Here is a 17,766-nt window from a genome sequence, read left to right on the forward strand (position 1 = left end):
GGCAGCCATGGCGGCGTTTGGATATGCCTTTCTTTGCGTTTTGTTACGTTGCTGTGTGTTCTGTCAGGGCCGGTATCGATGGTGTGGAAATGTCATTTAACTGTACATAAGTACAGTATTTGATAGCATGGCTCCATCGTTATCTTTCCTGTGGTGTCCCATGATTGCGCTGCCTTTTTTCACCGAATGTGTTGCTGCCGGTTTTCCGTCCCCGGCCCAGGGTTATATGGAGGCGCCGCTGGATCTGAATCAGCTATGCATTGGCCAGCAGGAGGCCACTTTTCTGCTTCGGGTAGAGGGGGACTCCATGCTGGACGCGGGAATTTTCCCGGACGACATTCTGGTGGTGGATCGCTCCCTGGAGCCATCCCACGGTGATGTGGTGGTGGCGTCGCTGAATGGGGAGTTCACCGTGAAGGAGTTGCGGCTGAGGCCACAGCCCATGCTGATGCCACGTAACCCCCGCTATGCAGCGATATCGCTGTCAGATCAGGAGTGGGAGTTGTTTGGTGTGGTGACATTTTCCCTTCATGCACACCGGTCGGTGGCCCGGTCCCGGCGGTGAGTGCCATGTTTGCCCTGGTCGATTGCAACAGTTTCTATGCCTCCTGTGAGCGCGTTTTTCGACCGGATCTGGCGGGGCGTCCGGTGGTGGTGCTGTCCAATAATGACGGCTGCATCGTGGCCGGTTCTGCCGAGGCCAAGGCGCTGGGAGTGAGAACCGGCATGCCATTGTTCGAGGCTCGGGATCTGATTCGCAAGCACCGGGTCGCGGTGTTCTCCTCCAACTATGTACTCTACGGGGATCTCTCCCGGCGGGTGATGGCGTCACTGGCTACCCTGGTGCCAGCGGTGGAGGTGTACTCCATTGATGAGGCCTTTCTGGATCTGTCCCTGATGCGACCTGAGGAGCTGCAGCCGTTGGGGTTGGCGCTCCGCGAACGGGTAGGCAAATGGGTGGGTGTGCCGGTGTGTGTGGGAGTGGCTCCCACCAAGACCCTGGCCAAGCTGGCCAACCATGCCGCCAAGACGTACCCACAGACCGGGGGTGTGCTGGTGCTGACGGATCCGCGGTGGCGTGAGCGCTTGCTGGCACGTACGCCGGTCTCGGCGGTTTGGGGCATCGGCCGGCGGCTGGGGCAGCGTCTCAATGATATGGAGATCGAGACGGCTCTGGATCTGGCCCGTGCCGATTGCTGTCTGATCCGTAAGCGGTTCTCTGTGGTTCAGGAACGGGTGGTACGGGAGTTGAACGGTGAGAGTTGCCTCCCCCTGGAAGCCCGTCAGGAGCCCCGTCAGCAAATTATCCATTCCCGCTCTTTCGGGGAGCCGGTGGCGTCGCTGGCAGCGGTGCGTCAGGCGGTTAGTGACTTCGCTGCCCGGGCGGCAGAAAGCATGCGTGCAGAAGGACTCAGTGCCGGTGCTATCAGTGTCTATCTGCGTACCGCCCCGATGGGTAAGCCGCAGCAGTTATTCCCCGATTCTGCCCGGGCAAGTCTGTCGCCAGCCACGGTAGATACCCGGGTAATGGTGCGCCACGCGGTGGAGATGGTAGAGGCCCTCTGGCAGGCCGGTTATCGCTATGGCAAGGCGGGTGTCATGCTGACGGACCTGGGGCCGGCGGGGCGCGAGCAGGTCACCCTGTTTCGGGAGGACGACAGCGCGGAGGAAGGGAAGGCGTTAATGCAGGTGATGGATACCATCAACCGCAGCGGCAAGGGCAAGGTATGGTTGGCGGGCCGGGGGATGAATCAGAGTGAACGGTGTGTCTGGGCCATGCGCCGGGCCCATTTATCGCCGGCCTATACTACCCGCTGGGCCGATCTGCCCCGGGCTCGATGAGCCGCGGGGCAGAGGGTAGGGCTCAGACAGCGGTCATCGGTACCTGTTCGAGCATACGTTCCTCGATACGGTCCAGACGGGCACGACAGTCGCGGAAGGTGCGGCTGATGGCGGTGGTGTTGGCCACCATGTCGAGCTTGGGCCAGGTGGCCTTTTCCCCCTTGCGGATGTAGTTGCGTACATCCTGCAGGGTAGGGTTATTAAGCACTTTGAAGGCATTCATGGGCTGGCGCGGCGGGATCATATTGATATCGCCGATATACTTCTGGGTGACCATGCTCTTGGCCTTGTCGAACATCAGACCCACGTCGTTGGATTCCACCCGGCGCTGTATCAGTTGCAGAGCGTAGCGCAGATTCATGGAGACATTCTTCAGTCCCCAGTCCGCCAGGGTGCTCATTGAGCTGTCGGTATTTTCGTTACGCGACAGGAAAGGCACCACATGGGGGTTGGTCTGGCTGACGATGGAATGGTTGACGCCATACAGCCGTGACAGGCGGCGGATGGGCAGGTCGTCGACGATGGAGCCATCCACGAACTTGCGGCCGGGAATATAGGGTACCCGCTCGCCATCAATATTCTTGGCCCACAGGGAGACCGGCGGATAGATGCCGGGAATCGCGCAGGATGCCAGTGATGCCTTGCGGATCAGCACATTGGGCGAGGTGCGCCAGTTGAGCAGACGGGCATGCTGATTACGGTCGTAGGGGCTCACGGTAATGTTGATTTCACGGCCGGTGTGCCGGTAGGCCTCCTCGAAGGTCATGTCGAGGATGTTTTCTTCCAGGCAGGCTTCCAGGTGGTCGCCATCCAGCACCGGGGTGCCACGGACGATGCCCTTCCAGCCCAGCACCTTGAAGGCTTCCAGGTAGATGTTTTCCGGTTCCAGCTTGAGCTTCAGTTCTTCATCGTTGTGGGTACCCACAACGGACGCAATGATGCTGCCGGCACTGGAGCCGGAGATCACCGAAGGCAGTAGCCCCTGTTCCCACAGGCAGCGGGCCACGCCGATATGAAACAGACCCAGCGCGGCGCCACCGGAGAGCATCAGACAGCTCTGGCCAAAGGCCTGGCCGGTGGTTTCGAAGAAATCCAGCTTTTCCTTGAGCCCGAATTCCTTGAAGTTGGTGTCGCACAGGTAGTTCAGGGCGATGGTGACTTCTTCGAGATAATTCTCGATCAGGCGTTTGGTGCCCACGCGGGTTTGTTGATAGAGCCGCGGGTTGGAAATGTTGCCCAGATTGCCATGCAGGCCTTCGTGCAGGTGAAACACCAGCTTGTTGACGTCATTGCGTTCACGGGCCTGGCGGATCTGCCACAGGCGATTGCGGATCAACTCGTAGTCGTAATGGGGAGAGCGATCAATTTCTTTCCATTCGTCCGCCCCGGAAAGACGGTCGTGTTCGCGGCTGGCTTCGTACCACTCTTCGTAGGTTTCAGCGTGCTCGATGGCCCGATCCAGTTGTTTGAGAGTGCCTTTCATGCAGGTCTCCGCCATTGGCAACGTCTGAACACCCCTTGTGCTGCAGGCCACGCCCTTCGAGCCAGCCTGAAAGAAGGGGAGTTCAGAGGCTCCCTTGTTGTCATTAGTTGATGTCAGTATAGCCATGACCGGTGGCGGGTTTTAAGGCTTTGTAGGACAAAAAGAACGCGGCCGAAAAGAAAAGGCCGCGTTTATATGGGCAGAATTGCCTAACAGGCGATCAGCGCAAGCTGATGGGGTGGGGCGGTTAGCCGGGCAGGGCCCGAGCCACATCTTCCAGTACCCGGATCATGTTCATGGCCCGGAATGGATGGGACAGGGTGAAAGGGGCGTCTGGCCGGTCCTGTGAGCTCGGATAAACCAGGATGCAGGGTTTGTCACTCTTGCTGGAGGTGGCTCGGCGGCCATCTTTGGCGGCCACCAGTAGAACGTCGGCCTGCCCCGGGTCGGCATTTTCCCAGATGACACTACAGCGGCCATTGATGATGCCCATCATGGAAACAAAGGCGCTGGCAGAGTCATGGGTGAGGCCGCTGACGGAAATTTTTCGGTTCATGGTGCGTCCCTGTAACGGTTCCCGAAACCGGCGTAGCCGGTGGTTTGAGGGAACTTCGTGATCCCTTGGGAACTGTTGTAGTCAACCTGTGGCGGTATGGGCAAAGCGATAACGACCAGCGGCGGTTAGGTAGACACTGAACGGGATTATGAGGAAATGCGCATAAGAGAAAGCCGACAAAGCGTGTAAGTGATTTCCTACAAATCCGGCTTTTGTTGGGTGCGAAACTGGCCAGGGGTCATCCCCGTATGCCGCTTGAAGCTGCGCTGAAACGACCGAATATCCGAGTAGCCCAGGGCTTCGGCGATCTCCGCCTGGGGGGCCGGGCTCTGGCAGAGTAATTGGCGGGCCTGATGCAGTCGCACCTGGTCCAGCAGTTTCTGCCAGCTGTGGCCTTCATCGGCGAGCCGACGGTGCAGGGTGCGCACGTTCATACCCAGCCGTTCGGCGATGGTTTCCTTGCGCGGCAGGGAATGGCCAATGGCATCCTGAATGCACTGTTTTACCCGCTGGGCCAGGCTGGTTTCCACGCCCAGCTGGTGAAGCTGTTGAATGGCGTGGGCTTCCAGGGTCGACAGCAATAGCGGGTCCGGCTGGCGAATCGGTTGTTCCAGCAGGTCCGGCGGACCGATCAGGGCAGAGCAGGGTTGCGCGAACCGCACCTCGCAGAGAAACACCCTCTGGTACTCCTCAACAAGTGCGGGGCTGGGTCTGGGATGTTCCAGCCAGACTTCGGCGGGGGCCAGTTGGTCATTGCCGGTCAGCCAGCGGGCGTAGCGGATCCAGGAGCCCAGCACATTGTCTATCAGGTGTTGGCGCGCGGGTTGTTGTCTGTAGCGACAGTCCCAGCGAATGGCGGCCTGGTTGTCGTCAATGCGGGTATCGGTGGTACCCATGTCGCCCACCAGCTTTTCATAGAGGCTGACCTTGGACAGGGCCTCCTGAAGGGTGCCGGCACTCATGGCGATGTAACCCATCACATTGTAGGAGCCCGGCTGGACAAACTCGGAGGTGTGCAGGCCGAAGAGCGGGTCGCGGGAGTGATCGATCAGCGTGTGCAGCAGCGCCTGGAAGCTGACACCGGGAATGCGGGCGTCCGGCTGGCGGACCCGTTCCAAATCCAGGGCTGCGGAATCCAACGCGGCAGCAATATCCAGCCCCCGGGCTTCACCGTGGGCAAGATACTGCTGCAGCGCGGCGCTGCAGATCTGACCGAGGCTATCCATTAATCCAGTTCGAAGGTGATCTGGACCCGGGCGGTGATATCGGTTTCGCCGGGCCGGTAGCTGTCGGCGTTACCGCTTTCCTTGCTGCGCGCCATCATCATTACCGGTTGCGGAGGCTGGAAATCCTGGGCCTGGATCTGGATAGCCTTGCCAAGCTCCCGATCAGCGGCCTCGGCGATGATGCTGGCCCGCTGGCGGGCATCTGCCACGGCTTTCTCCAGAGCCTGGTTGGCCAGCTCGTCGGCGTTGCTGACTTCGGTGCCGGCCGGGCGAATATCCCGCAAACCCTGCTTGGCCAGGCCGTCGAGCAGCTGGGTATAGGTGTTCAGGCCATTGGCGCGGAAGGTGACGTCACGGCTTACCTGATGGCCGATCAGTTTACGCTCCGGTTGGTATTGCCATTGCGGCTGAACGCGCAGATCGCTGGCGCGCACCTGTTTTTCCTCAATATCCAGGTCGTCCGCCAGGTCGAGCATATCGGCTACGGTGTCGTCGACGCGGGATTTCATGGCGGCAATGTCGTCGCCCTGTTCGCTGGCAGTCGCTACCACGCGGAAAATATCCGGTTGGGCTGCGATGTCGCCACTACCTGACACGGTGATGCTGTCAGGCCCGTGATTGATAAGATGGGGGGCATCGTTGCAGGCCGTCAGGCTCAATGCCCCCAGGGCGATCAGGGATGCGGCGGTGATGCGTTTCATGGACTCTCCTTGTACTGCCGTGCAATCGGCATTCTATTTTGCGCATTTACAGCGGGATAACCACCCCATGGTTCGCGTTTGTGCAACGAATAACTTCCACGAAGGTGGCTTGGTTGTTGACGGCTTAGCCCCTATCATCGCACCTCTCGAAACGGAGGCCATCATGAGTTCAGCCGAGCAACGCATTCGACAGCAACTGGGCGATTTTATTCCCGACGATCTGGGCGTCAGCCTGACATCGGTGGATGCCATTGAATCACTGACCGTGGACAACAGTACCGTCCATGCCCGAATCGTTCTGGGATTTCCGATTGACGGTATTCGTGAGGACTTGGCAGCACAGATTCGGGAGCATCTGAGTGAGGTGCTGGAAGGCCGTGAGCTGACCCTGGTGCTGGAGGCGGACATCATCCCGCACCGGGCCCAGAGCAGCTTGCCGGCAATGGACCAGGTAGCCAATGTGATTGCCATAGCCTCCGGCAAAGGCGGGGTGGGCAAGTCCACCACAGCGGTGAATCTGGCGTTGGCGTTACAGGCTGAAGGCGCCCGGGTGGGTCTGCTGGATGCGGACGTGTTCGGTCCCAGCCAGCCGCTGATGCTGGGCCTGCCGGACGGCACCCGCCCGGAAGTGCTGGAAGGAAAGTTCTTTGTGCCGGTGGAGGCCTATGGGCTGCAGACCATGTCCATGGGCTATCTGACCACCAAGCAGACCCCGGTGGTCTGGCGCGGCCCGAAAGCCAGTGGTGCACTGGTGCAAATGATGGAGCAGACCCGCTGGCATAAGCTGGATTACCTGCTGGTGGATCTGCCCCCGGGCACCGGCGATATCCAGCTGACACTGGCCCAGAAAATTCCGGTGGCTGGTGCGGTAATCATCACCACGCCCCAGGACATTGCCCTGCTGGATGCCATCAAGGGCGTGGAAATGTTTCGTAAGGTGGATATCCGCGTGCTGGGCATTGTGGAGAACATGGCGGTACATATCTGCAGCCAGTGTGGCCATAAAGAGCATGTGTTCGGTCAGGGCGGCGGGGAAAGGATGGCCAGTGAATACCACACCGAAGTACTGGCGGCCCTGCCATTGTCCCTGCGAATCCGGGAACAGGCTGACAGCGGCCAACCGGTGGTGGCGGCCTGCCCGGACAGTGAGGAGACCGGCCTGTACCGTCAGGCAGCCCGCCGGTTGGCGGCCAGACTGTCATTGACGGAAGCCGGCAAGCGGGCGTTTCCCAAGGTGACACAACATTGAGGGACGAGGTCGGTCAGGCCTGCTGCGTGCGGCGTTTCATGCTGCTACCATTGTCCGCTTGAACGCCAACCACCCCGGAATTTTGAGGCGCAACAATGACGATTAAATCGGATCGCTGGATTACCCGCATGGCCGCCGAAAAAGGCATGATCGAGCCCTTTCAGAGTGGGCAGATCCGCGCGGATGAAAATGGCGAAAAAATGATTTCCTATGGTGTGTCCAGCTACGGGTACGATGTGCGCTGTGCGGATGAATTCAAGGTGTTCACCAATATTCATTCCGCCACGGTAGACCCCAAGGCTTTCGATGAGCGCAGCTTCGTGGACATCAAAGGCGACTACTGCATCATCCCGCCCAACTCCTTTGCCCTGGCCCGCACCGTGGAATATTTCCGCATTCCCCGTAATGTGCTGACCATCTGTCTGGGCAAGTCCACCTACGCGCGCTGCGGCATTATCGTCAATGTGACGCCCCTGGAACCGGAGTGGGAGGGCCATGTGACTCTGGAGTTCTCCAACACCACCACGCTGCCGGCAAAAATTTATGCTCACGAGGGTGTAGCGCAGATGCTGTTCTTTGAATCCGATGAGATGTGCGAAACGTCTTATATGGATCGGGGCGGGAAATACCAGGGCCAGCGTGGTGTGACCCTGCCACGGGCCTGAAACTGTCGCCGCTCCTACAGTGGTTCTATCAACCCACTAGGACAACGGCGGCACATCCGGGCCGTCGTAATCAATCATGATCAGTTCTGCCTTGAGCAGGGTGCTTTCTATGTGCCTGGCCTTGACCACCATGTAGTCCAGGCTTGGCGCCACCCAGAACAGGGTGCGACGTTTTTCCTTGCTGTCCCCTTCGCGCTTCTTTTCCACCAGCAGGGTGTCAATTTCGCCCATAGGCGTATCAATCACTTCCCGGTCGATAATCTCGAAATGATGGGTGCGCAGCTTGTCACCGTAGACGCTGGTGACTTTGTAGGCCTTGTCGCCGGTGGCAAATACACAACGCCCGCGCAACAGAATGGTCAGTTCGTCCAGGGTGTTTTCCGGGATTTCCAGGCTTTCCTGATCGTCTTCGGATTCGTTGTGGACCATGGGTGGGTTCCACTGGAAATCCATATGGTGGTAGCGGTGCTGGCCGAATCCCTTGAATTCATGAACATACTGGGTGGTGCGCGGCTGACAGTCGCGCCAGTGGAAATAGCTCTCTTCGGTATTGGTAAGCAGGAAGGATTTGGCCTTCAGCAGCATGCGGTAATAGTCTTTGCCTTCGGCGGGTTCCAGCACCAGGTCGGCCTTGACCGGGGTGGGCAGCTTGTTCACATAAATGCGGAATTCGGCCGCAAAAGGCGCCAGCGGTTCGGCACTGGCAACGCTACAGGCTGCCACCAGTAAGGCAAGTAAGATCCGTCGCACCGTTAGTATCCCTCCATAGATTGCAGCGTCATCACGTGATCGCCATCACTGTTTTCCTGCAGCAGTTGGACGAGCAGATAATCATGCTGCGGTGCAAACCACATGTAGGTCTGTCGCTTGCTGTTGGTGCCGCGCTGGCGTTGTACTTTTACTGTTTCCACCCGCTTGCCGTCAATATTCAGCTGTTCCTCGCCAACTACACGGTAGCGGTGTGCTTCCATGGAACGCTCATCGGCAACCTGGAGTTTGATGTCACGCTGGCCAGCCTGAAGAGAACATTGCAGGGCCAGAGAGACGGAGAGTTCGTCGGTGGCTTGATCTGTGATCGGGTAATTGCGCGTGGGCTTATCCGTGCGTTCACTGGCGGCGACCCCGGTTTCCCGGTCCAGATGCAGCTTGGCTTCCTTGACCCGCCCCAGGCCACGACGGTAGTAGCCATAGAACGTGCTCTCGGGGATACATTTTTGCCAGTCGAACAGGGTGGTTTCACGGATTTCGCCCAGCCAGTTTTTGGCCTGCACTTCCATTTTCCACAGGCCTCCCTGCATGGGTTTCAGAGTCCGTGTGGCAGTAACGGTGAAAGGAATACCTTCACTTTTCAGGCTGTAATCCAGAGAAAAAGGCGCAACCGGTGGCTCGGCATGGCTGGCCGGAGCCACCAGGGCCAGTGTCAGCAGAAGACTGCTAGACCAGTTGAAACCCCTGTTCGGGGAGAGGTTTGCCATCCAGCATGACTCCGTTCTGATTCAATTCCAGGCGCTGTTCGGCGCGCCATTGCAACACCAGAGGATAAAGCAGGTGTTCGCGTTGTTGTACGCGTTTGGACAAGGAATCAACGGTATCGTTCGCAAGGACGTCCAGCGGAGCCTGGGCGATCAGTGGGCCGCCATCCAGTTCTTCGGTGACGAAATGGATGGAGCAGCCATGCTGTTGATCGCCGGCTTCCAGAGCGCGGGCATGGGTCTGGAGCCCGCGGTACTTGGGCAGCAGGGAAGGGTGGATGTTGATCAGCTGGCCGGCATAGTGGCGGACAAACAGCGGTGAGAGAATGCGCATGAACCCGGCCAGCACCACCGTACCGGGCTGGTAACGGTCCAGAGTCGTGATCATTGCCTGGTCAAATGCTTCGCGGCTGTCGTACTGGCGATGATCCAGTACTTCGGTGGCAATGCCGGCATGTTTGGCACGGCTCAAACCTCCGGCATCGGCACGGTTGGACAGTACCACCACGACCTCTGCATCCAGGCGGCCACTATCAATGGCCGCCATGATGGCCTGCAGATTGGTGCCCGAGCCGCTGATCAGAACAGCAAGGCGGTGCGTCACTCTGCCAGGCCTTCCAGTACCACTTCCGGTTCCCCTTCACCGGCCTGGATCTCACCCATCAGGAAGGCCACTTCGCCTTCTGCTTCCATCAGCGCCAGGGTGGCATCTACCTGATCTGCCGGGACGGCGATGACCATACCGACACCACAGTTAAAGGTGCGGTACATCTCGAAAGCCGGGACCTGGCCTTCCTGTTGCAACCACTTGAATACGGCAGGAAATTCCCAGCTACGGGTGTCGATAACTGCACGGGTGTTTTCCGGCATCACCCGGGGCAGGTTTTCCGGCAGGCCGCCGCCGGTGATGTGTGCCAGGGCATGCACCTGGACCTGCTCGATCAGTTTCAGCAGGGGTTTGACATAGATGCGGGTGGGTGCAAGCAGATGCTCCATCAGGGGCTGACCTTCCAGTTCGATGTCGATATCGGACTGGGCCATGATGCGGCGAATCAGCGAATAGCCGTTGGAGTGGGGGCCGGAGGAAGCGAGGCCGATGAGTTTGTCGCCGGCCTTGAGCTTGCTGCCATCCAGCACGCCATCTTTTTCCACCACGCCGACACAGAAGCCGGCCAGATCGTAATCCTCTCCCTCGTACATCCCCGGCATTTCTGCCGTTTCGCCACCAATCAGGGCGCAACCGGCCATTTCACAGCCTTCGCCGATGCCGGTCACTACGCTGGTGGCGGTGTCCACATCCAGCTTGCCGGTGGCGTAATAGTCCAGGAAGAACAGGGGCTCGGCGCCGCCCACGATCAAATCGTTGACGCACATGGCCACCAGATCGATGCCCACCTTGTCATGGCGACCGGTATCAATAGCCAGACGCAACTTGGTGCCAACCCCATCGGTACCGGCTACCAGAACCGGGTTCTTGTAGCGGCTGGGCAACTCGCAGAGGGCGCCAAAACCGCCCAGACCGCCCAGCACCTCGGGACGACGGGTGCGTTTGGCCACGGGGGCGATACGTTTTACCAGCTCGTTGCCAGCGTCGATATCGACACCGGCGTCACGGTAAGTCAGCGGCCGTTTCTGATCGGTCATGGGGGGCTCCGGATTGGTGAAGGCGCGTATTTTAAGGGTGAGGGGGCTATCTTTCCAGCCAAACCGGCAGAATTGCCGCTGGCAGCAAGCTGCATGCGGTGAGAACAGAAAACCGTTGTGCAATTGCATGGTGTCTGGTGTCAGGCGTCTCGCGTCCCGGCGGGTTATCAGTGATAATAGCGCGCTTGAATTTTCAGGTTGGAATGGCCGGTCATGCGTTTTCTTGGAATCGTGGCATTGTTGTTGGGGTTGGCCCTTGGGGCCCAGGCAGAGTCTCTGAATACAGTGGCGCTGACGGTGGATGGCCGTGGCGAGGCTCAGCGCCAGCAGGCTCTGCAGCAAGGGCTGAAGGACATGCTGGTGCGTCTGAGTGGCAAACAGCAAGTCCTTGAGCAGCCGGTATCCGAGCAGGCTCTGGCGCAGCTGGACCGTTGGGTCACTCGCTACGATTACGACGGTGATCAACTGATGGTCCGCTATGACACCCGCGGCTTGATGGATTTCATGGCGGCAGCGGGCGCGCCGGTATGGGGCTTTCCGCGTCCCCAGGTGTTGATCTGGCTGGTAGAGCAGGGCACCGGCCGTGGAGATATGGTGGCGGGAGATCATGAACTGCGCGAGCACCTGGTTGGCGAAGCCCGGCGCCGGGGGCTATCCCTGGTGGTGCCCGAATGGGACAGTCAGGACCGTAATGCGGTCACCGTAGCGGATGTCCGCGGCCGATTCGATAACCAGTTGCGGTCCGCTTCCGAGCGATACCCTCATGAACTGGTTGTCGCTGCTGTTTTGTATCAAGGCTCGCCGGCCACGGTGAGCTGGCGTGTGTTACAGGGCAAGAAGACCCTGAATCAGGGGCGTGAAGACAGTGCTTCCGCTGAACAGGCGGTGACAACGTTGGTGGATGCGGTGACCGATCAACTCGCTCAGCGTTATGCGGTGGCCAGCAGCGCTTCCGAGCGGCTCACCCTGCTGGAGGTCGAGCAGGTGGAAACGCTGGCTGACTGGCATCAGCTGCAGGGTTTCCTGGCAGGGCTGAGCGGCATGCGGGCCGTCTCGCTGGTACAGGCCTCTGATCAGGGAGTGACTTTCGGCCTGGATTTCGGTGCCAGCGATTCCCAGCTACGTAGCCTGCTGGAGCTTTCCCGACAATTGCGCCCCTGCCCGGACGATTCGGTCGCCGGGCCGCAGTGGCGCTACTGCTGGCGTTCCTGATCCATGAGCGCACAGCTGCCCCTGGCGCTGCAATTGCGTGAGGGAAATGACCTTTCCAATTTCCTGTCCGGCCCCAACGGGGCCGCGCTGGCCGGCGTCCGTGAAGTGGTGCTGGGTGCAGATCGTCAGGCCTTTATCTGGGGCGGGGAGCAACAGGGCAAGAGCCACCTGCTGGAAGGGGCGGTGCGCCTGGCCCAGCAGCAGGGCATGGATGCTTGCCTGTTGCCTGCCAGCGAGCTACTCCCGCTGGTGCCGGCGGTGCTGGAGGCCATGGAACAATTCGATCTGCTGGCGCTGGATGATTGTCAGCGTTTTGCCGGTGATCCGGCCTGGGAAGAGGCCTTATTTCACCTTTATAACCGTCTGATGGCACAGGGCGGGCACCTGCTGGTGACCGCCAATGCCTCTCCGACCGCCACCGGCCTGTTACTGCCGGATCTGGCCACCCGCCTGGCCGCCGGGCCGGTATACAGGCTGGCCCCTCTGGCAGATGATGACCTGCAAAAAATGTTACAGGAGCGGGCCAGGGCCCGTGGGCTACGGATTGAGCAGGATGTAGCTCACTATATCGTGTTGCGCAGTGAGCGTAGCCCCGGGGCGTTGATGGCGCTGCTTGACCGCCTTGACCGTATGGCCCTCGCGCAACAGCGCTCGGTCACTATTCCCTTTGTCAAGGATGCGCTGGGGTGGTAAAAAGGGTCGCTTAACGAAGAAGCAACAGTCTGCTACGTAAGTAACCGCTATATTGATGATTGGTTACATCAGATTACGTTCCGGTGATCAGTGCATTGTCGGACTTTGGATCCAGATTAGAACAATAACGCCAGGCACAAAAAAGCCTGCAGGAGCACAACATGCGCCACATCGCGCTTTGGCAAACCCTTGCTGGCTGCGCCCTTATTCTCGCAGCCGCCACTTCCCAGGCAACCGTTTACAAAATCGAGACCACGGACGATGTGGCGGTTTCTGTTGAACGTGTCGTCTACGAAGAGTCCGATGCCCCCCAGTTCGCTCCGGAAGACAGCTATTACAAAGTAACCCCGGAGTCGAGCGGTGGTCGGTGCACTCTGCGCGAAGCCATTTACGCGATCAGTTACCAAGTCAGCGTCGGGGCCTGTGAGGCGGGCACTGGTAATGACACTATTCGCTTGCTTGAAGGTGAGACGTACCTGTTGACTGAAGGGGAGCTTCCCCTGGGGGGCAGGAAGGTCAAGTTTGTTGATGAGACAAAAGAAGTTGTGGACCCCGAATGCACTCCAACGGCCCAAGATGACTGTCTAGTAGAGATCGTTGTGAAAGTGCCTGTCGATCTTGATGAAGGCGATGACACTCCCATTTCGCCCAATATCAGAATTGATGTGTTCCTGGACAGCTTTGAAGAACCGGAAGACAAGGAAAAGCCTGTCATCTCTGCGGGCGGAAACAGCCGCGTGTTCCTGCTGGAGCGAGGCTCGCTGACGCTGGGTAACCTTATTTTGCAGGAAGGCTCGGCCAATAATGAAGTCGACCCGGCAGAGAGAAATGGCGGGTTGATCCTGGCCCATGGCGGGCTTGGCTTATCAGAGAATGTCGAGTTGCGTGGAGGCCAGGCGATCAACGGTGGCGCGGTATACCTTGAGAACGGTAGCAACCTGGCTTTTCCGGAAAGCACACTGTTCGAAGACAATGTGGCCAGCGGCAATGGTGCCGTGATAGCAACGTCTGCCGAGTTTGATGGGGAAATTACCGGTCACCGCTTTTACATGGCAGGTAACGAGTCTCAGTCTGATGGTGGGCTGTTCTATCTGGATGGAGATGAAGACAAGCAGATTGTGTTTGATCTGACCAATGGAACCATCACCAACAATAGTGGCGGCGTTATCCAGTTGGTAGCGCCGAAGCATCAGCTGGTGCTGCAGAACATGACGATCGTCTTCAACGAAGGCTTGGCGCTACATCTTGATGAAGCTCAGCTGGATGTGCCGACCGATCCGGATGAAGATCCACCAGAAGCGTTCAGTACGGCCTTTATCTTCAATACGGTACTGGCAGGTAACAGCAATGGGGCATGTGCGGGTACTGCGTTGGATGGCACCGACGATGCCGATGCTACCTTGCTTTACACAATTACCGACGACGCGACGTGCCCTTTGCCGCGGGAGCAGACCGAAGGGACGCCGGTGACACTGGACCCGAACGGAGCCTCGGCGGAAGTGCTGCTTGGCTGGAATGAGACAACGGCCAGTCGTGTCACTTGCGTGGGAACCGGCTCCGGAGCCTGCATGCCGATTCCTGCCGAAGAGCTGGGCGGAAATTTTCCTGGCTTTCTCCCTAACCCGGAACCCGCCGGGTTGGATACGACAATACCGGAGGCAACTCCCAGCCTGTTCGATCGCGGTAACCCGGAAACCGTAGATCAATGTGCCAAGCAAGACATGCGCGGTGAGTCGCGTGGTGGCGCTGGTGGACGTTGTGACGTGGGAGCGGTGGAATTTCTGCGTGCACTGGCGCAACCGGATGAGATTGATCTGATTAGCGGCCGGACTGTGCTCGGAGACGTGCTGAAAAATGACAGAAATGACACTGTGGTGGATTGTGGACGTCTGGAACCAATCATTATTGATGAAGGCACCTGCCCGGTCATGGATAGTGCCTGCCTTGAGCAAGAAGTACTTGAGCGTTGCATGACAATTATTGTTGCCCCTGAGCGGGGACGGGCATCAGTGGAAATTGATGGCCAGGGTTACCCTCGTGTTCGTTATTCCCCGGACAGCAGTTTTCACGGCGTAGATCAGCTGCGTTATTTGGTTTCCCGGTATGCCTTTGCTGGTGGTACCGATATCGGTCTGGATCAGAGTGAAATTGCCAATATGGTGGCGCAGCCGTCCAGTGGCCTGACAGAGCCCAAGAGTATTCTGGGTGGCAGCAGCGGTGGTTCTTTTTCAGTCCTGGCATTTTTAACGTTGCTCGTTGGTGGCCTGCTCCGCCGATGGCGTTCAGGGCTTGTTGCCCTTGCCGTGATGCTATCGGGCACAGTGTTGGCTGCTGATATTGAAGTGAACTCCCTGCTCGATGATAACCCTTCCATTACCAACGATGGCCTGTGCACCTTGCGAGAAGCGTTGGCCAATGCCGCTACTTTCAGTAGCCCGGACTGTGATTTCGGTGCCAAAGGCGAAGATCGCATCCTGCTGCCTGCTGGCGATATCCATCTGGAAGGCACACTGGTAATCCAGGGGGGCAGTGTGGAGCTGGTCGGCAAAGGCGTTCGCAATGCAGATGATGCAGAGCCGGATGCTGAGGACACGATTACCCGAATTATCGGGGATGGACAGAGCCGATTGTTCGAAGTGCGAGCGCCAGTTAGTAATGGTCATCCCAGTGTATTGTTTCGCTATCTCCAGCTGGAAGGCGGTAACGCCTCTGTGCCTGGAGGCACCCCCGTGGGTGATCAGGGATTTGGCGGTGCAGTCATTACCGGCGGCTCCGTGGTTTTTGACCGGGTTATCCTTCGCAATAACCGGGCAGACCGTTCCGGTGGGGTTATCTATGTACGGGCCAACGCCGGCAATGAAAAACAGGTGTCCTTCAATCGTGCCTATGTGACAGGTAACGAGGCGTTGCAATCCGGTGGTGTTATGGCAACCACAGCCCAGAATGGAGAGAGTTTCCGGTTTGCCGCTGTTGATACAACGTTTGAGAGCAACCATGCTGACGTTGAGGGTGGCGCCTTTGATTTGAATGTTCCAACCGGCAATTTCATTGCATTTTCCAACAGTACCTTTGTGGACAACAGTGCACCGAAAGGCTCGGCCCTGGATCTCAGTGGCGTGGATATTAATGTCCGTCTGATGAATCTGACCTTCGTGAATAATGCTCCGGGGAATGGTATTGAACTGGGCGACTCTGAAGCCACGGTCAGCTTGGCAAACAGTATTGTTGCGGCCAGTGGAACCAGTTGCTCAACAGGTACCGGGGAATTGCGCGATAGCGTTTACAACCTGTTTTCTGGCGCTGCCTGTACGGCAAGTGGTACAGATGAGAACAATGACGATGGGGAAGGTGGAACCGCGGGCATGTCATCAGTGCTGGAAGGTGAGACGGGTAGTTCTACGGACTATACGCCTCCGTATCTCGTTGCTGCTGATCTCAACGATTTATTAATCATTGATGCCGGCAACGACGAAGAGGATCTGCAATCTGGTACCTCAACTCCGCTGCGCTGCCGCGCTGCGGATTTGCGTGGTATTGCCAGGACTTCTGGTGGCATTTGTGATCGAGGGGCCTTTGAATATCAACAAATTACCGCTGCAGATGACGAGGCCAATAACCAGCGTGCGCCAGATCGCCGCGTCCTGATAGACGTCTTTGATAATGATTTGCCGAGTGATGGAGCCGAGATTGAGCTGCTTGATGGAAATGGCGAGTTATTGGACGATAATTTCGTTTTCACTCCGGCACAATTTGATATTGTCGGCGGGGAAGAAGAGGTCAATCCGACGGCCGGCTCTTACACCTATGATTCAACGACCCGCCGTTATGTTCTAGGTGGTAGTGGATCCCAAGCCGATGGCACCACCATTGAATTTGTCTGGGAATTTTACAGCGAATCGGTTGATGGCTATGACGTGAAATGCGGCGACCCGCTTCCCCAGCGTTTCATCAATCGCAATCCGGACAATTATGATGATGGAGATGTGGCCGAAAATTGTATCGTCCTGTTCACTCCTTCAAATCAGGGCTTCATTCCAGATTCAGTAGATCCAGCCAAGGATGCAGTTTGTGAAGCCCTCAATGATGATGACAGAGACACACCTCGGCTGGTTTTCCTTTACAACTTTGAAGACAACGCGGACCCGGCCCAGCAGTCCTCGGATGCTTTGGTCAGCATGAGTATCACCAACAAGGCGCCGAGTATCACTGGGCAGACCCGTAGTAGCCGTCCTGGTGAATCTGTAACCTTCAAGATTACCGCTGATGACCCCGATGGTGACTCGAGTTCCATCAATTGGCCAACGCTTAGAATCAAGGATGAGCCTAGTTTTACTAAACGTAATAATGAAACGGGTAGTGCTCAGGGCACGGGGATAATCATCAATTCTGACGCGCGCACCGTGACCTACATCCCCGATAGTAACTTCAGCCCGTTCAAGGACAGCTTTACTCTGGAAGTGGAGGATCACTGTGGTAGTACGTCGGCGGCTGCCACCTTCACCATCACCTACCCGGGAGAACAGGAAGACGCAAGCGCCGGTAGCTGGAGCCTTGGCCTGCTCTCCGGTCTGTTATTACTGTTCTGGCGTCGCCGGCGCCTTGCGGCGGCGTAGCAGGCTGCGCCGCAACAGCTCCCAGATCAGCCCCCCGGCCAGCATGCTGGCCAGCAAAAGCAGTAATTTGGGGATGTCCACCAGTGTCCAGAACAGGATGTCGATGCTGGTGGGCTCCAGATTCTGAAGCACGATAATTGCCACCACGATCACCGCCAGAATTTGCAAGGCCCCGATCGGGTGGGTCATCAGCCACCGGCCTGTTGTCTTTCCTCCTCGGGCCAGCTTTGAGGGCTTGTGTTCGCTGCGCTCTTCCATGTCAGACACCTCTGTTATCGGATTGGATCATTTCTTCCATCCTCCCCATCATGCCAGTCTCTGCCAATATGGCTAGGGAGCCTCAGTTTTGGTCTTACTCGTGCCAGCCGGGGGACATGCCTATAATAGTGATGTCGCGGAAAGGAGAAGTG

The 17,766-nt window shown here is 58.1% G+C and carries 16 protein-coding genes; 7 read left to right on the forward strand and 9 right to left on the reverse strand.

The window, feature by feature from the left end:
• Positions 1-127 precede the first annotated feature (127 nt).
• Both umuD and umuC read left to right on the forward strand, forming a co-directional pair.
• Complete coding sequence (umuD, locus tag Q0Y02_RS13130) at positions 128-565, forward strand: translesion error-prone DNA polymerase V autoproteolytic subunit (RefSeq protein WP_297769231.1); 438 nt, start codon at positions 128-130, stop codon at positions 563-565.
• A gap of 5 nt (positions 566-570) precedes the next feature.
• On the forward strand, positions 571-1,842 hold the full coding sequence (gene umuC, locus Q0Y02_RS13135; protein WP_297769234.1) for a translesion error-prone DNA polymerase V subunit UmuC: 1,272 nt from the start codon (positions 571-573) through the stop codon (positions 1,840-1,842).
• Between the two features lie 22 nt (positions 1,843-1,864).
• Here the strand turns inward: umuC and Q0Y02_RS13140 are convergent, their stop codons facing one another.
• The 4 genes from Q0Y02_RS13140 to Q0Y02_RS13155 form a co-directional block, all read right to left on the reverse strand.
• Positions 1,865-3,325 carry a DUF3336 domain-containing protein gene (locus Q0Y02_RS13140; protein WP_297769237.1) on the reverse strand — a complete coding sequence of 487 codons (1,461 nt, stop codon included), beginning with the start codon at positions 3,323-3,325 and terminating at the stop codon, positions 1,865-1,867.
• A gap of 247 nt (positions 3,326-3,572) precedes the next feature.
• Positions 3,573-3,881 (reverse strand): hypothetical protein, encoded by a 309-nt coding sequence (locus Q0Y02_RS13145; RefSeq protein ID WP_297769240.1) that lies wholly within the window; start codon positions 3,879-3,881, stop codon positions 3,573-3,575.
• 197 nt (positions 3,882-4,078) lie between these two features.
• A complete protein-coding gene (locus Q0Y02_RS13150; protein ID WP_297769243.1) occupies positions 4,079-5,107 on the reverse strand; it encodes an AraC family transcriptional regulator in 1,029 nt (342 codons plus the stop codon).
• On the reverse strand, positions 5,107-5,808 hold the full coding sequence (locus Q0Y02_RS13155; RefSeq protein ID WP_297769246.1) for an SIMPL domain-containing protein: 702 nt from the start codon (positions 5,806-5,808) through the stop codon (positions 5,107-5,109). The genes Q0Y02_RS13150 and Q0Y02_RS13155 overlap by 1 nt, the downstream gene beginning before the upstream one ends.
• Positions 5,809-5,971: 163 nt before the next feature.
• Here Q0Y02_RS13155 and apbC point away from each other — a divergent pair, with 163 nt between their 5' ends.
• Together apbC and dcd are read left to right on the forward strand one after the other, a co-directional pair.
• On the forward strand, positions 5,972-7,057 hold the full coding sequence (gene apbC, locus Q0Y02_RS13160; protein WP_297769250.1) for an iron-sulfur cluster carrier protein ApbC: 1,086 nt from the start codon (positions 5,972-5,974) through the stop codon (positions 7,055-7,057).
• A gap of 95 nt (positions 7,058-7,152) precedes the next feature.
• Positions 7,153-7,722 carry a dCTP deaminase gene (dcd, locus tag Q0Y02_RS13165; RefSeq protein ID WP_290538703.1) on the forward strand — a complete coding sequence of 190 codons (570 nt, stop codon included), beginning with the start codon at positions 7,153-7,155 and terminating at the stop codon, positions 7,720-7,722.
• A gap of 36 nt (positions 7,723-7,758) precedes the next feature.
• Here dcd and Q0Y02_RS13170 read toward each other — a convergent pair whose 3' ends face one another.
• Genes Q0Y02_RS13170 through purM form a run of 4 tightly spaced genes read right to left on the reverse strand, consistent with a single transcriptional unit; the run spans position 7,759 to position 10,838 of the window.
• Positions 7,759-8,472, reverse strand: a complete 714-nt coding sequence (locus tag Q0Y02_RS13170; protein WP_297769257.1) for a DUF3108 domain-containing protein — start codon at positions 8,470-8,472, stop codon at positions 7,759-7,761.
• 2 nt (positions 8,473-8,474) lie between these two features.
• Positions 8,475-9,197 carry a DUF3108 domain-containing protein gene (locus Q0Y02_RS13175; protein ID WP_297769260.1) on the reverse strand — a complete coding sequence of 241 codons (723 nt, stop codon included), beginning with the start codon at positions 9,195-9,197 and terminating at the stop codon, positions 8,475-8,477.
• On the reverse strand, positions 9,157-9,798 hold the full coding sequence (gene purN, locus Q0Y02_RS13180; protein ID WP_297769263.1) for a phosphoribosylglycinamide formyltransferase: 642 nt from the start codon (positions 9,796-9,798) through the stop codon (positions 9,157-9,159). The genes Q0Y02_RS13175 and purN overlap by 41 nt, the downstream gene beginning before the upstream one ends.
• Positions 9,795-10,838: a phosphoribosylformylglycinamidine cyclo-ligase gene (gene purM, locus Q0Y02_RS13185; protein ID WP_297769267.1), complete on the reverse strand. Its 1,044-nt coding sequence runs from the start codon at positions 10,836-10,838 to the stop codon at positions 9,795-9,797. Before purM ends, purN begins: the two co-directional genes overlap by 4 nt.
• 213 nt (positions 10,839-11,051) lie before the next feature.
• On the opposite strand from purM, the gene Q0Y02_RS13190 reads away from it, so the two are divergent.
• The 3 genes from Q0Y02_RS13190 (at position 11,052) to Q0Y02_RS13200 (ending at position 17,356) form a co-directional block, all read left to right on the forward strand.
• A complete protein-coding gene (locus tag Q0Y02_RS13190; RefSeq protein ID WP_297769269.1) occupies positions 11,052-12,050 on the forward strand; it encodes a DUF2066 domain-containing protein in 999 nt (332 codons plus the stop codon).
• Between the two features lie 3 nt (positions 12,051-12,053).
• Positions 12,054-12,743, forward strand: coding sequence for a DnaA regulatory inactivator Hda (gene hda / locus Q0Y02_RS13195; protein ID WP_297769271.1), 690 nt, complete (start codon positions 12,054-12,056; stop codon positions 12,741-12,743).
• 161 nt (positions 12,744-12,904) lie between these two features.
• A complete protein-coding gene (locus Q0Y02_RS13200; RefSeq protein ID WP_297769274.1) occupies positions 12,905-17,356 on the forward strand; it encodes a choice-of-anchor Q domain-containing protein in 4,452 nt (1,483 codons plus the stop codon).
• Here the strand turns inward: Q0Y02_RS13200 and Q0Y02_RS13205 are convergent.
• The gene (locus tag Q0Y02_RS13205) at positions 17,318-17,614 is read right to left on the reverse strand and encodes a hypothetical protein (RefSeq protein WP_297769277.1); all 297 of its coding nucleotides are present in this window, start codon (positions 17,612-17,614) and stop codon (positions 17,318-17,320) included. The genes Q0Y02_RS13200 and Q0Y02_RS13205 overlap by 39 nt on opposite strands.
• Positions 17,615-17,766 lie beyond the last annotated feature (152 nt).

This window comes from uncultured Alcanivorax sp., assembly GCF_947258575.1.
GTDB lineage: Bacteria > Pseudomonadota > Gammaproteobacteria > Pseudomonadales > Alcanivoracaceae > Alcanivorax.

Bases quoted from the DNA above. Each gene is read 5' to 3' on its own strand.
- umuD (WP_297769231.1), top strand. From the start codon at position 128: ATGGCTCCATCGTTATCTTTCCTGTGGTGTCCCATGATTGCGCTGCCT.
- umuC (WP_297769234.1), top strand. From the start codon at position 571: ATGTTTGCCCTGGTCGATTGCAACAGTTTCTATGCCTCCTGTGAGCGC.
- Q0Y02_RS13140 (WP_297769237.1), bottom strand. From the start codon at position 3,325: ATGAAAGGCACTCTCAAACAACTGGATCGGGCCATCGAGCACGCTGAA.
- Q0Y02_RS13145 (WP_297769240.1), bottom strand. From the start codon at position 3,881: ATGAACCGAAAAATTTCCGTCAGCGGCCTCACCCATGACTCTGCCAGC.
- Q0Y02_RS13150 (WP_297769243.1), bottom strand. From the start codon at position 5,107: ATGGATAGCCTCGGTCAGATCTGCAGCGCCGCGCTGCAGCAGTATCTT.
- Q0Y02_RS13155 (WP_297769246.1), bottom strand. From the start codon at position 5,808: ATGAAACGCATCACCGCCGCATCCCTGATCGCCCTGGGGGCATTGAGC.
- apbC (WP_297769250.1), top strand. From the start codon at position 5,972: ATGAGTTCAGCCGAGCAACGCATTCGACAGCAACTGGGCGATTTTATT.
- dcd (WP_290538703.1), top strand. From the start codon at position 7,153: ATGACGATTAAATCGGATCGCTGGATTACCCGCATGGCCGCCGAAAAA.
- Q0Y02_RS13175 (WP_297769260.1), bottom strand. From the start codon at position 9,197: ATGGCAAACCTCTCCCCGAACAGGGGTTTCAACTGGTCTAGCAGTCTT.
- purM (WP_297769267.1), bottom strand. From the start codon at position 10,838: ATGACCGATCAGAAACGGCCGCTGACTTACCGTGACGCCGGTGTCGAT.
- Q0Y02_RS13190 (WP_297769269.1), top strand. From the start codon at position 11,052: ATGCGTTTTCTTGGAATCGTGGCATTGTTGTTGGGGTTGGCCCTTGGG.
- hda (WP_297769271.1), top strand. From the start codon at position 12,054: ATGAGCGCACAGCTGCCCCTGGCGCTGCAATTGCGTGAGGGAAATGAC.
- Q0Y02_RS13200 (WP_297769274.1), top strand. From the start codon at position 12,905: ATGCGCCACATCGCGCTTTGGCAAACCCTTGCTGGCTGCGCCCTTATT.
- Q0Y02_RS13205 (WP_297769277.1), bottom strand. From the start codon at position 17,614: ATGGAAGAGCGCAGCGAACACAAGCCCTCAAAGCTGGCCCGAGGAGGA.